Below are 12,396 nucleotides of genomic sequence, written 5' to 3' on the forward strand. Positions count from 1 at the left end.
TGACCGTTGCCGAACGAGCACACATGGACACGCCTCCAGCGGACTGGGCCGCGCGTCTGTGGGCTTTCCTGCGCCGTCACCGCCTCTTCGCGGCCGTGCTCTCGCTGGCCTTCGTGCTGCGTGTGGTCGCCATGATCGGGTACGGCCCGGCTCTGTGGTTCAACGACTCCTTCGAATACGTCTCGGGGGCGATCAACCCCGGGAGACCCAGTGCCCTGCGCCCGAACGGTTATTCCTTCTGGCTCCTCCTGTTGCGGCCCTTCCACAGTTTCGGTCTGGTGGCCTTCACCCAGCATCTGATGGGCCTGTCCGTCGGGGTGCTGGTCTACGCCCTGCTGCGCAAGAGGTTCGGCCTGCCCGGCTGGGGGGCGACGCTGGCCACGCTACCCGTCCTGTTCGACGCCTACCAGATGCAGCTCGAACACCTGGTCATGTCCGACACGATGTTCATGCTGCTGGTGGTGGGCGTCATCACGCTGGTGCTCTGGCATCCGAAGCCGTCGTGGCGGCTCGGCGTGATGATCGGCCTGCTGCTCGCCCTCACCGCGCTCACCCGATCGATCGGGCTGCCGATCCTCGTGCTGGTCGGGGTCTACATGCTGGTCAAACGGACCGGTTGGAAGCCGATCGCGGCCATGGTCACGGCGTGTGCGATCCCAGTGGTCGGCTACATGTCCTGGTTCGCCTCGACGTACGGCAACCTCGCGATGACCAACAGCGACGGCGCGATCCTCTACATGCGGACCGCGCTGTTCGCCGACTGCCAGAAGATGGGGGTCGACCCCCGCAAGGAGCTGGAGCTCGCCCTGCTGTGCATCAGCGCCCCGCCGGACCGGCGCGGCCTCTCCGGGCAGAGCTTCCTCTGGTGGGCCAGCGGGACCTCCGGCCAGCGCTTCCACGCGTTCGGGACGGGCAGCACGTTCACCCCGCAGGTGAACCAGACCGCCGGGACGTTCGCCAAGCGGGCCATCCTGTCCCAGCCCGGCGACTACCTCGCCCGGGTCGGCCTCGACTTCGTCCGCGGTTTCCAGTGGGGAAGGCCGCAGTTCCCCGACGCCAAGACCTACCTGCAGTACGAGTTCCCCTTCGAGGACAGGGTGCTGCCGTCCTGGTCCTCCTACAAGGGCACCAGCGACGGCGACGCGCGCAAGTACGACCCGGGCCTGCCGACGGCCATGATCGACGGTATGCCGAAGGTGATCGGCACCCGGCTCCACGAGCCGTGGGCCACCTTCATGCAGGACTACCAGCGGATCGTCCGGCTGCCGGGCACCCTGATCGCTGTCCTGTTGCTGGTCGGCCTGGCCGGGGTGGTGACACACTGGCGCACGCTGGGAGGTCCGGTGCTCCTGCCCTGGCTGGCGGCCTTCGGCCTCATCCTGGCCCCGGCCGCGACCGCCGAGTTCGACTACCGCTACCTGCTGCCCGCCGTGCCCCTGGCCTGTCTCGCCGCCGCGATCTCCCTGCGCAGGGGATGCACTAGACCCAGCGCGCCAGCAGCATCCGTGCCCACCACTGAGCGTGCGGAATGATCTCGCCGGTGAGCACCGGGTGGAGCCACCCGAAGTTGATCAGCGCGAGGATCATGAAGGCCCCGGCGAACGCGGCTCCGGCCGCCCTGCGGTTGGGCGCGGCCTCCGCCTTTCCGATGACCAGCCCGGCGGCCAGGGTCAGCGCGAGGATCATGAAGGGGACCATGGGGATCGCGTAGAACAGATACATGGTCCGGTTGTCGGCGATGGCGTAGTAGAACCAGGGCAGCCAGCCGGCGGCGTAGCTCAGCAGGACGGCTCCGGCCCGCCAGTCGCGGGTGGCGACGTACCAGGCGACCATCGCGATGAGCGCGGCCAGCCCGCCGTACCAGATGACCGGGGTGCCGACCCCGAGCACCGCCTGGGCGCATTTCTCCGCCCCGCACCCGCTCGGGGGCGTCTCCCAGAAGAACGCCACCGGACGGAGCAGCAGCGGCCAGCTCCACGGATCGGACTGGTAGGGGTGCGGGGTCGTCAGGCCGGTGTGGTAGCCGAGGACCTGCACCTGGTAGGAGAGCCACGACCGGATCGAGTCGAAGACGAAGTAGGCGGGCCCCTGGGAGGTCGCCCGCTCCCAGTTGCGCCCCCAGCCGAGTGCGGAGACGAACCAGCCGGTCCACGAGATCAGATAGGTGATTGCCGGGACCACCGCCACGGCCGAGAGCGCGGTGGGCAGGTCCTTGCTGAGCGTCCCGCTGTAGGGCCTGCGCAGTCCGATCGCCCTGCGGGCTCCGGCGTCCCAGACGAGGGACATCACGGCGAAGGCGAGCAGGAAGAAGATTCCCGACCACTTGACCGCGCACGCCGCGCCCAGACAGGCGCCGGCCGTGAGCCGCCACGGCCGCAGGCCCAGCCACGGGCCGTGGTCGGTCAGCGGCGAGGTCTCGTACCAGTCGACGAGCCGGCCGCGTGCCCGGTCGCGGTCGACCACCAGGCAGGCGAATCCGGCCAGCACGAAGAACATCAGGAAGATGTCCAGCAGCGCGGTCCGCGACAGCACGAAATGCAGCCCGTCCAGCGCGAGGAGCAGACCGGCCAGGCAGCCCAGCAGCGTGGAGCGGGTCATCCGGCGGGCGACCCGGGCCAGGATCAGGATCGACAGCACGCCGACCACGGCCCCGGCGAACCGCCAGCCGAACGGGTTCATGCCGAAGAGCTGCTCGCCGATGCCGATCATCCACTTGCCCAGCGGCGGATGGGCCACGTACAGCGGGCAGGGGTCGGCGCCGGGCGGAGCGCACGCGACCCAGATGCCGGTGTCTCCCGCGAGAAGCTTGCGGTCGGCGATCGGGTTCTCGACATTGCCGACCGAGGCCCGTTCCACGCCATAGGTGATCAGTGCGAACGCGTCCTTGACATAGAACGTCTCGTCGAACATGACCGCGTGCGGCCGGCCCAGGCCGGCGAACCGCAGGATCGCTCCAAACCCGGCGACCAGCAGCGGTCCCAGCCAGCCCCACAGGACGCTGCCCGGCATGGGGGGCGACAGTCGGTTCCGCATTAATCCCATTTAGGAAATTATGGAGATAAATCAGCCTCGATGGACGGCATCATAAAGATCGCGCTTGGGAATTCCCGCCGCCTTGGCCACATCGACGATCGCCTGCTTCTTCGGCACCCCGGTCTCCTGGCGGCGGGCCACTTCGGCGACCAGGTCCTCCATCACCGGCGGCAGGTCCTCCGGGACGTGCCCGGCGACGACCACGGTGATCTCCCCCTTGACCCCCTTGGCCGCCCATTCGGCCAGCTCGCCCAGGCCGCCCCGCCGTACCTCCTCGTAGGTCTTGGTGAGTTCCCGGCAGACCGCCGCCGGGCGGTCGGCGCCGAACCCCTGAGCCATCGCCTCCAGCGCGACCTGCAGCCGGTGCGGCGCCTCGAAGAACACCATCGTGCGTTCCTCTCCGGCCAGGGCGTCCAGCCTGCGGCCCCGCTCGCCCGGCTTGCGCGGCAGGAAGCCCTCGAAACAGAACCGGTCACTCGGCAGGCCGGAGACGGCCAGCGCGGTGGTGACCGCGGACGGGCCCGGCAGCGAGGTGACCGTGATGCCGGCCTCGACGGCCAGATGGGTCAGGCGGTAGCCGGGGTCGGAGACGCCGGGCATCCCGGCGTCGGTGATGATCAGGACGGTCCTGCCGTCCCGCAGGGCCGCGAGGAGCTCGGCGGCCCGCCCGGCCTCGTTGGCGTCGTAGTAGGAGACGACCCTGCCCGTGATCTCCGCGCCCAGCTCGCCGGCCAGGCGGCGCAGGCGGCGGGTGTCCTCGGCCGCGACCACGTCCGCGGTCTCCAACGCCTCTCGCAACCGGGGTGAGGCGTCACCCACCTGCCCGATCGGAGCCCCCGCGAGCACCAGCCTGCCGTTGTCCGTCACAGTCCCATCCTCCCCCATCACCGATGAGGTCCCGTCCCCGCGCATAGTGCCCGCCCGTTGGGGGGATGCTCCTCTAATTAGGCATGTAGGCGGTGTTTCTTGGGTTGCCCGGTTGGAGGGGCCCGTACGATGTCCGGGTGGCCGTGACCGACTTCAGCAACCAGGCTTTCGACCAGCCGGACCCCCAGCCGGACGGCGGATCCCCGGGCTCCGTGCGTGATCGGCTGGTGCCGCCGATGCCGGGCAGTGTCCTGTGGGGCTGGCTGGGACCGTTGCTGATCGCCGGATTCGGGGCGATTTTGCGTTTCGTCGACTTGGGCCGCCCGCGCGCGGTCATGTTCGACGAGACGTACTACGCCAAGGACGCATTGGCGCTGATCAAGTTCGGTGCCGAACGGGCCGTCGTCAAGGACGCCGACAAGCTGCTGATGCAGAACAGCACGGAGATCTGGCAGCAGTGCGCGCCCGCCGATATCTCCAAGTGCGCCTCCTACGTGGTCCATCCGCCGCTGGGCAAGTGGATGATCGGCATCGGCGAGCAGCTCTTCGGCATGAACCCGTTCGGCTGGCGGTTCGCCGGTGCCGTGGTCGGCGTGCTGTCGATCCTGATCCTGGCCCGGGTCGCCCGCCGGATGACCCGCTCCACGCTGCTGGGCTGCCTGGCCGGTCTGCTCCTCGCGCTGGACGGGCTGCATTTCGTGCTGTCGCGGACCGCGCTGCTGGACATCTTCCTGATGTTCTTCGTGCTGGCCGGATTCGCCTGCCTGGTGGTCGACCGCGACCGGGCACGCGGCCGGCTCGTCGACTGGTACGAGACCTCGCCGCTGACCGACCACGGCCCGTGGCTGGGCCTGCGGCCGTGGCGGCTCGCGGCCGGCGCCTGTCTGGGCGCGGCGTGCGCGGTCAAGTGGTCGGGGGTCTTCTTCCTGCTCGCCTTCGCCGTGATGTCCCTCGTCTGGGACGCCGGAGCCCGCAGGGCGATCGGACTGCGCAGGCCCTACAGCGGGATGTTCGGCAAGGACCTGCCCACCCTGCTGGGCAGCATGGGTCTGGCCCCCGCCGCCGTCTACGTGGCCTCGTGGACCGGCTGGTTCGCCTCGTCCTCCGGCTGGGGGCGCAACTGGGAGCGGGCGACCTCCCAGGGGCCCGCCTACTTCGTCTTCGACTCGATCCGGTCGTGGCTGGACTACCACTTCCAGGTCCTGGGCTTCCACACCGGGCTGGCGACCCCGCACAGCTACCAGTCCGACCCGTGGAGCTGGCCGCTGCTGCTGCGTCCGGTGGCGTTCTTCTACGAGACGCCCAAGTCCGGATGCGGGGCGTCGGGATGCTCGCAGGCGGTGCTCGGGGTCGGCACCCCGGTCATCTGGTACGGCGGGCTGGCCGCGCTCATCGCGATGGTCGCCTGGTACGTCGCCACCCGCGACTGGCGGGCCGGAGCCGTCCTGCTGAGCTACGCCGCCGGCTGGCTGCCCTGGTTCTACTACGCCATCGCCGACAACCGGACCATGTTCCTGTTCTACGCGATCCCCATGGTCCCCTTCATGATCCTCGCGCTGACCCTGGCCGCCGGACTGATCATCGGACCGGTGGACGCCGCGCCTCGGCGGCGGATCGTCGGCGCCTCGGTCGTGGGCGCCTTCACGCTGCTGGCGCTGATCAACTTCGGGTGGCTCTACCCGGTGCTCACCGCCGAGGTCATCCCCTACGCGGAGTGGCACGCGCGCATGATGTTCAAAAAGGGCTGGATCTGACCGTCTATACATATGAGCTGCTTAGAGCCGATTCCATAGGGTAGGGGACGTGCACGATCCATTACGTCACGTTCATCGTCAGAGCAGGCCTGGATACGGCAGACTTCGAAGCATGCCTGCACCGGACGTGGCCGCGCTCCTCTCCGAGCTGGAGCGATCCGAGCCCGGCGACGTCGAGCACGCCCGGAGCGCCATCGACTGGCTGACCGGCGGCGAGCCCCTGGAGACCATCACCGAGCTCAACGTGTGCGAGTTTCTCTGGTACACGCTGCCGACCAAGGTCGTCGGCGACCGCCCCGCGATCGCCCGCGCGCTGGGCAGCCTGCTGCGGCTGGGCGGCATGGAGCGCTACGCCGCGCTCTGCCTGTCCTCGACGACCGCGCAGATCCTGCGCACCTACGCCCGTTCCGGCGAGGACGCGGGGACGGCCTCCTACCAGAGCGCGCTGGACGCCACGGGCGTGCTCCCACCCGACGTGCCCGAACTGCGGTGGAGCTCGATCATGGGCCCTGAGGAGCTGGGCGCGCACGGCGCCTGCTCCGCCGCCCTGGAGCTCGCCATCGTCTCCGGCGAGCTCACCGCGGACTCGTCCGAGCGGCAGGCGCTGACCCGCCACTGGCTGACGACACCCCGCGCCGAACTCGGCGGGGACAACTGGCTCCACCGGGTCCAGGGCGAGCGGCTGAACCGCTGGGTGCTCGGCCGGGGCGCCGCCTGGCGCGAGCTCGCCCAGCCCTTCGAGGTCCGCCTGCACGCCCCGATCCCGGCCCCGGCCGAGGACCATCTCGACGCGCTGCGGTGGCTGCTGGAGCTGGGCCGCCGGCCGGGCGGCATCCCGCTGACCCAACGGCACAACCTGGCCCGCTCCGTGCTCGCGGAGAGCACCTGGAGCGGAGCGGAGCTGGCGGCGGTCCGCGAGGTGGCCCAGGGGCCGATGGGTGCGCTGCGCCGCGCCGGCAGACGGTTGGTGATCACCTCGGCCGGAGAACGCCTGTTGCAGGACAACGACCAGCTCTGGGAGGCCGCGGCGGCGGCCCTGCTGGCCCCCGAGGCCGGGGAGCACGGTTTCCGGGCCTCGGCTCGGGAGGTGGCGCTGATGCTGCTCGCCGACGGCTCTCCCGCCGACCGTGACCGCATCGCCGCGGTGATCGTCTGCGAGGAGTGGCAGATCTCCGAGATGGACGCCTCGCTGGCCGAGCTGGAACGGCGCCTGGACGCCTTCGGTCTCCGGCGGTCGGACACGCTTACCCCGGCGGGCCGGTCGGCCGCCCTGGCCGCGCTGCGGAGCCACGCGCTGCGGCCCCGGCGGTACGTCAGCATGAGCTGAGCCCCCGGGGCGGTCTCCCCGTGTGGCTCAGGGCGCCCTGCTATGCCCCAACGAGTGGAAATCAGGGGCGGTCATCCCTTCCCTCAGCAAGATCGAGCCAGGTATGTTTGTGCGGTCATCGAAAGAAAGTTTCACCAATGGAGGAACATTGGGAAAGAAGCTTCAGATGCTGGCACTACCGATCGTGGCCGCTGCGCTGGCCACCCTGACGAGCGTTCCCGCCCAGGCAGCCGACGGCTACAACCGATGCCATGACGACCACTACTGCCTGTTCTCCGGCCTCGACGGCACGGGCGACATCATCGAGATCCAGAGCGATACGCCGGATCTCGCCTCCCTCAACATGGCCAGCAGGGCCAAGTCGGACTGGAATCGCACGGATTCCTACATCCACCTTTACTCCGAAGCCAATTACGGCGGCTGCTCCGCTCTGACCACCCCCGGCGGGAAGGGCAACTTCTTCAGCACGTACCGCGACTTCTTCAATTCCGTCCGCATCGGCGGTCCGAACGGCCCGTCCTGCCTCACCTTCTCGGGTTCACGGGCCGACTCACACGGCTGACGGAGCCCCAGGCGGCCGGGCATCGCACAGAAGCACACCGGCGATGCCCGGCCCGACCTGCGGCTACCGGAAGCGGGCGACGAAGCGGCGTTGCCAGGGTGTCTCCACGGTGTGTGACGCGTAGTGCTCCCGGACGTAGGCGACCGCCTCGCGGCCCGGCACCCCGTCCAGAACGGCGAGGCAGGCCAGCGCGAAGGTGGGCACCGGCCCTTCCGGAAGAGGGCGCCTGAGTCCCCGTCCGCGGACGAGCCGGCCCGAGGGCAGGCGTAGCACGCCCGCCGCCGCGGGCTCCCAGGAAGCGATCATGGAGCGAGCGTAGCCTTCTTCTCCCGGCCGAGGTGGGACGGGATTCGGACTCGTCCACCGGGCTGGATGATTCGGGCGGTGCGCCTTAACCTCAGTGCACGTGCGCGCGAGGGACGTCCTGCGCGCTGAGGATGCGTTGCAGCCGCTCCAGCCCGGTGTGCAGGCTCTGGTCGTCCAGGGCGTAGGAGAGGCGCAGGCATCCGGGGGCGCCGAACGCCTCGCCGGGGAGCAAGGCCACACCGGCCTCGTCCAGGATGAACGTCGCCAGTTGCACGGTGTTGGCGAAGGACTGGCCGAGGATCTTCCCGGCGAGCAGCCGTCTGACCGAGGGGAAGCAGTAGAACGCGCCTATCGGGGTCGGGCAGTCGACCCCGCGGATGCCCTGCAGTACGTCGACCATGAGCCGTCGGCGCCGGTCGTAGGCGGCGATGACGTCGTCGAAGCCGGGCCGGCCCGCCCGCAGCGCCGTGATCGCGGCCACCTGCGCGACGTTGGCGACGTTGGACGACATGTGCGACTGCAGGTTGACGGCGGCCTTGACGGCCTCGGCCGGGCCGTACAGCCAGCCCACCCGCCAGCCGGTCATGGCGTAGGTCTTCGACACGCCCCCGATGACGATGCACCGATCCCTGATCTCCGGAGCCGCCACCGGCATGGAGTCGGCCACCGCGCCGTCGTAGACGAGGTGCTGGTAGATCTCGTCGCTGATCACCCAGATTCCCCGCCGCGCCGCCCAGGCCCCGATGGCCCGGGTCTCCTCCCGCGTATAGACGGTCCCGGTCGGGTTGGCCGGGGAGCCGAAGATCAGCACCCTGGTCCGCGGCGTCAGCTGCGCGTCCAGGAGCTCGGGCGTCACCTTGTAGTCCTGCCGGGCATCGGTGCGCACCGTGACCGGGGTCGCGCCCGCGAGGCGTACGGCCTCCGGGTAGGTGGTCCAGTAGGGGGCCGGCACGAGCGCCTCGTCGCCGGGATTCAGCAGGACCATGCAGGCGAGATATACCGCTTGCTTCGCGCCGTTGGTCACCATGATTTCCGCGTCGTCCAGCGCGAGACCCGTGTCCACGTGAACGGCCTGAGCGATCGCCCGGCGCAACTCGGGCAGCCCCGCCGCCGAGGTGTACCGGTGATTGACGGGGTCCGCACAAGCCCGCTGCGCCGCTTCGACAATGTGGTCGGGGGTCGGGAAATCCGGCTCCCCGGCGCCGAAACTCACGATGCGATGTCCCGCGGAACGCAACTCGGCGGCCCTGGACGAAACCGCCATCGTCGCGGACCCGCCAATGGCGCCTGCTCTTTCGCTCAGTCCGATGGACATGGTTCTCCTCTCACGATCACAAAAGGGTGCTGGAAACTAACGGGTGACGTCGGCCAGGGCTTTGAGGAACACGTCGTTCTCGTCGGGATGTCCGACTGTGACGCGCAGCCATCCACCTGGACCCAAGTCACGCACCAGCACGCCCCGCCCGGCCAGCCGCGCGGCCACCGCCGACGAATCGGCGCCGGTGTCGAAGAACAGGAAATTCGCGTCGCTCCGCGCGACCGTGTGGCCGGAGGAGACCAAGGCGTCGCGCATTCTCCCGCGCTCGGCGAGAATGACCGGAATATTCGCCAGCAGCTCATCGGCGTGGTCGAGGGCGGCGAGCGCGACCGCCGCCGTCAGCGTCGACAGGTGGTACGGCAAGGCGACGATCCGCAACGGAGTCAGCACATCAGCCGACGCGACCAGGAATCCCACGCGAATACCAGCGAACCCGAAAGCCTTCGACATCGTCCGGGATATCACGAGCTGCGGGTACCGGCTGAGCAGCCCTGCCCGACTCCCGACGGCGGAGAACTCGATATACGCCTCATCCAGCACCACCAGCCCAGGCCCGGCGTGCAGGACGGTGTCCAGCGTCGCGGGATCCAGCGGCGTCCCGGTCGGATTGTTGAGCGCGCAGAGGAAGACGATATCGGGCCGGTCGCGTTCGATCGCCGCGGCGGCAGCCTCCGGACTCAGCCCGAAATGCGAGTCGCGATCAGCCTGAATCCACCGGGTGCCGGTAACGGTCGCGATCTGTTCGTGCATCGAATAGGTGGGCCCGAATCCCAGGGCGGTTCTGCCGGGGCCGCCATAGGTCTGCAGCAGGTGCAGCAGCACCTCGTTGGAACCATTTCCGGGCCACACCATGTCGGCGCCGACGCCATGTCCGATGTATCGCGCCAATGCCGATCGCAGTGCGGAGAGGTCGCTGTCCGGATAACGGTTCGCGGTGGTGAGCGCTTTGGCGGCGGCGGAACACAACGCATCCAGATGCCGTCCGTCCGGCGGGCAGGGACTCTCATTGTTGTTCAACAGCGCGACAGGATCGACTGCCGAGGGAAACCGCCGCGTCCCGATCGTGTCGTAGGGGGAGGCCGCACGCAGATCATCCCGGACGGGCAGGGGTGCCGTACGTTCCTCTGAGGGAGCCAACACTTAATCTCCGATTGCGTCTTGTGATCCGGTGATGCGCGCGACCAGACGGTGCATCGACGTTTTCCAATTGCTTTCCAGCTCTTGGAACGTCACCGCGAAATCCTGCTCCTGCAGAGCCCGCGCGATACGCTTGTGCTGTTCGATCGACTCTCGAACGCTATGCGGATCGCCGAGGTAGGCATGCTCGTAGCGGTGGACGATGCGCTTGGTGTCGGTGATCATCTCCAGGAGGCGGGCGTTCGGGCACGCCTCGAGCAAACTCGCGTGCCACTCGTCGTCGGCGCGTTGCACACCGCGGACATCTGCGGCCGTCGCCATCTTCTCCGCGAGCTCGATGAGCTCTGGCGCGCGCCGGGCGAGCTCCTCGGGGTCGGAGAGCTTGACCGCGAGCACTTCGAGCTGAGCGATGATCGGATAGGTGTCGCGGACTTCCTGCTCGCTCAGCACGGAGACCCAGTAGCCCCGGTTGGGCCGGGCGTCGAGAATGCCCTCCTGGGCCAGGCTCGCCAGCGCCTCACGCAGCGGCGTACGGCTGACACCGATCTCCGCCGCGAGGTGTACCTCGTTGATGCGACTGCCCACCGGATACTCGCCTCGGAAAAGGCGGTCGAGAACCTCGTCTCTCACCTGCTCACGCAAAAGTCTGCGAGCGACCGCCATTTTCGCCTCCAAGCATGCTTCCGATGCTGTCAAGATAAGCATACTACATACTGAACTCAGTGTGCACGGAGCGCTAGGGTGGGGCCGAATCCCATCACTCCCCTATGCTCCGGAGGCGGCACCATGCCAGGCTTCGCCATCACACGAACGCCAAAAAAACCCATGCCGAGCAGCGGTTCCGCGCTGACCGTCAGCGACGATCCCCGGGACGCTCCCCAGCGATTCCACCAATCGATGCCGGGCTACGCCCGCACCCCGCTTGTCGAATCGCCCGAGCTGGCACGTCGGCTGGGAGTGGGGCGAGTCCTCGTCAAGAACGAGCAGTCCCGCCTCGGGCTGCCATCGTTCAAGATCCTCGGGTCGTCCTGGGGGGTCTACCGAACGTTGTCCGAGCGGCTCGGCCTTGATCCGACGCTCACTTTCGAACAGGCGCGCCAGGCCGTACGGCCGTTGCGTGACCACGTGCTGACGTGTGCCACGGACGGGAACCACGGCAGAGCCGTGGCTCACATGGCGGCTCTCCTCGGCATGCGCGCCCGCATCTACGTTCCGATCGACGTGTCGTCCTCGCGGGCGGAGGCGATCGAGGGCGAGGGAGCGGAGGTGATCCGGGTGTTCGCGAGCTACGACGACACGGTGCGCTATGTCGCCGTCCAGGCCGATCGGGACGACCACGCCATCCTGGTGTCCGACACCGCCTGGCCGGGGTACGAGACCGTGCCCCGCTATGTGATCGACGGCTACTCGACGATCTTCCACGAGGTGGACGAGCAGTTGACCGAGTTGGGTCTCGACCCTGCCGACGCCGTGGACCTGGTGATCGCCCCCGCGGGCGTCGGCGCGTTCGCCGCGGCGGTGGGCCTGCACTTCGGTCCCCGCGCGGCGACGCGCATCGCCACCGTCGAGCCTGACAGCGCCGACTGCGTCCACCGCTCACTCGCCGCCGGCGTGCGGATGACGGTCCAGGGCCCTCACCACTCCATCATGGCGGGCCTGAACTGCGGCGAGACGAGCGTGGTCGCGTGGCCGATCCTGCTCGACACGGTCGACGCGACCATCACGGTCGACGACGACAACGCGCGCCAGGCCATGCGGATCTTCGCCGACTGCGGGATCGAGTCGGGTGAGAGCGGCGCCGCCTCACTCGCGGGCGCGCTGCTGGTATCCGCGGATCCGGGCTTCCGTGACGACCTGGGACTGACCCGGAGCAGCACGGTCCTGTTGCTGAACACCGAAGGCGCGAGCGATCCGGTGAGCTATCGCAGCATCGTCGGAGATCAAGGCGCCGCGAACGTGCCGGTCACCGGCCGGTCGAGTGATTGACGCGGTGAGCGGGGCACCGGCAGGCGTGCGCGCCGCCTGATCCGGACCGGCCCGGCGGCAGCTGTGGCCGTGGTCTGGACACGTGCGTAGGACTCCCCCGTGCGGG

At 69.0% G+C, this 12,396-nt stretch carries 11 protein-coding genes; 5 read left to right on the forward strand and 6 right to left on the reverse strand.

Annotation, left to right across the window (positions count from 1 at the left end; genetic code table 11):
• Positions 1 to 23: 23 nt before the first annotated feature.
• Entirely contained in the window at positions 24 to 1,532 is a 1,509-nt protein-coding gene (locus tag FHR32_RS09650; protein ID WP_246466065.1) for a hypothetical protein, read from the forward strand.
• Here FHR32_RS09650 and FHR32_RS09655 read toward each other — a convergent pair.
• Both FHR32_RS09655 and rsmI read right to left on the reverse strand, forming a co-directional pair.
• Positions 1,480 to 3,009 (reverse strand): dolichyl-phosphate-mannose--protein mannosyltransferase, encoded by a 1,530-nt coding sequence (locus FHR32_RS09655; protein ID WP_246466067.1) that lies wholly within the window; start codon positions 3,007 to 3,009, stop codon positions 1,480 to 1,482. The genes FHR32_RS09650 and FHR32_RS09655 overlap by 53 nt on opposite strands.
• A gap of 54 nt (positions 3,010 to 3,063) precedes the next feature.
• Positions 3,064 to 3,918 (reverse strand): 16S rRNA (cytidine(1402)-2'-O)-methyltransferase, encoded by an 855-nt coding sequence (gene rsmI / locus FHR32_RS09660; protein ID WP_184756439.1) that lies wholly within the window; start codon positions 3,916 to 3,918, stop codon positions 3,064 to 3,066.
• 218 nt (positions 3,919 to 4,136) lie between these two features.
• Here rsmI and FHR32_RS09665 point away from each other — a divergent pair, with 218 nt between their 5' ends.
• From FHR32_RS09665 to FHR32_RS09675, 3 genes are all read left to right on the forward strand, one after another.
• The gene (locus FHR32_RS09665; RefSeq protein ID WP_221465805.1) at positions 4,137 to 5,654 is read left to right on the forward strand and encodes a dolichyl-phosphate-mannose--protein mannosyltransferase; all 1,518 of its coding nucleotides are present in this window, start codon (positions 4,137 to 4,139) and stop codon (positions 5,652 to 5,654) included.
• A gap of 112 nt (positions 5,655 to 5,766) precedes the next feature.
• A complete protein-coding gene (locus tag FHR32_RS09670) occupies positions 5,767 to 6,981 on the forward strand; it encodes a hypothetical protein (protein ID WP_184754003.1) in 1,215 nt (404 codons plus the stop codon).
• Between the two features lie 166 nt (positions 6,982 to 7,147).
• Positions 7,148 to 7,543, forward strand: a complete 396-nt coding sequence (locus tag FHR32_RS09675) for a peptidase inhibitor family I36 protein (protein WP_246466068.1) — start codon at positions 7,148 to 7,150, stop codon at positions 7,541 to 7,543.
• Between the two features lie 63 nt (positions 7,544 to 7,606).
• Here the strand turns inward: FHR32_RS09675 and FHR32_RS09680 are convergent, their stop codons facing one another.
• From FHR32_RS09680 to FHR32_RS09695, 4 genes are all read right to left on the reverse strand, one after another.
• A complete protein-coding gene (locus FHR32_RS09680; protein WP_184754005.1) occupies positions 7,607 to 7,849 on the reverse strand; it encodes a hypothetical protein in 243 nt (80 codons plus the stop codon).
• A 91-nt stretch (positions 7,850 to 7,940) separates the two neighbouring features.
• On the reverse strand, positions 7,941 to 9,164 hold the full coding sequence (locus tag FHR32_RS09685; RefSeq protein WP_184754006.1) for a pyridoxal phosphate-dependent aminotransferase: 1,224 nt from the start codon (positions 9,162 to 9,164) through the stop codon (positions 7,941 to 7,943).
• 36 nt (positions 9,165 to 9,200) lie between these two features.
• On the reverse strand, positions 9,201 to 10,307 hold the full coding sequence (locus tag FHR32_RS09690) for a histidinol-phosphate transaminase (protein ID WP_184754007.1): 1,107 nt from the start codon (positions 10,305 to 10,307) through the stop codon (positions 9,201 to 9,203).
• Positions 10,308 to 10,967 carry a GntR family transcriptional regulator gene (locus FHR32_RS09695; protein WP_184754008.1) on the reverse strand — a complete coding sequence of 220 codons (660 nt, stop codon included), beginning with the start codon at positions 10,965 to 10,967 and terminating at the stop codon, positions 10,308 to 10,310.
• A gap of 162 nt (positions 10,968 to 11,129) precedes the next feature.
• Between FHR32_RS09695 and FHR32_RS09700 the strand changes: the two genes are divergently transcribed.
• The gene (locus tag FHR32_RS09700; RefSeq protein ID WP_184754009.1) at positions 11,130 to 12,290 is read left to right on the forward strand and encodes a diaminopropionate ammonia-lyase; all 1,161 of its coding nucleotides are present in this window, start codon (positions 11,130 to 11,132) and stop codon (positions 12,288 to 12,290) included.
• The last annotated feature ends 106 nt before the right edge of the window (positions 12,291 to 12,396 follow it).

The sequence above is a fragment of the Streptosporangium album genome, from assembly GCF_014203795.1.
Lineage (GTDB): Bacteria > Actinomycetota > Actinomycetes > Streptosporangiales > Streptosporangiaceae > Streptosporangium > Streptosporangium album.

What these genes read in the sequence shown, in the direction of transcription:
- FHR32_RS09650 (WP_246466065.1), top strand. Translation starts at nt 24, where the DNA reads ATGGACACGCCTCCAGCGGACTGGGCCGCGCGTCTGTGGGCTTTCCTG.
- FHR32_RS09655 (WP_246466067.1), bottom strand. Translation starts at nt 3,009, where the DNA reads ATGCCGGGCAGCGTCCTGTGGGGCTGGCTGGGACCGCTGCTGGTCGCC.
- rsmI (WP_184756439.1), bottom strand. Translation starts at nt 3,918, where the DNA reads ATGGGGGAGGATGGGACTGTGACGGACAACGGCAGGCTGGTGCTCGCG.
- FHR32_RS09665 (WP_221465805.1), top strand. Translation starts at nt 4,137, where the DNA reads ATGCCGGGCAGTGTCCTGTGGGGCTGGCTGGGACCGTTGCTGATCGCC.
- FHR32_RS09670 (WP_184754003.1), top strand. Translation starts at nt 5,767, where the DNA reads ATGCCTGCACCGGACGTGGCCGCGCTCCTCTCCGAGCTGGAGCGATCC.
- FHR32_RS09675 (WP_246466068.1), top strand. Translation starts at nt 7,148, where the DNA reads ATGCTGGCACTACCGATCGTGGCCGCTGCGCTGGCCACCCTGACGAGC.
- FHR32_RS09680 (WP_184754005.1), bottom strand. Translation starts at nt 7,849, where the DNA reads ATGATCGCTTCCTGGGAGCCCGCGGCGGCGGGCGTGCTACGCCTGCCC.
- FHR32_RS09685 (WP_184754006.1), bottom strand. Translation starts at nt 9,164, where the DNA reads ATGTCCATCGGACTGAGCGAAAGAGCAGGCGCCATTGGCGGGTCCGCG.
- FHR32_RS09695 (WP_184754008.1), bottom strand. Translation starts at nt 10,967, where the DNA reads ATGGCGGTCGCTCGCAGACTTTTGCGTGAGCAGGTGAGAGACGAGGTT.
- FHR32_RS09700 (WP_184754009.1), top strand. Translation starts at nt 11,130, where the DNA reads ATGCCGAGCAGCGGTTCCGCGCTGACCGTCAGCGACGATCCCCGGGAC.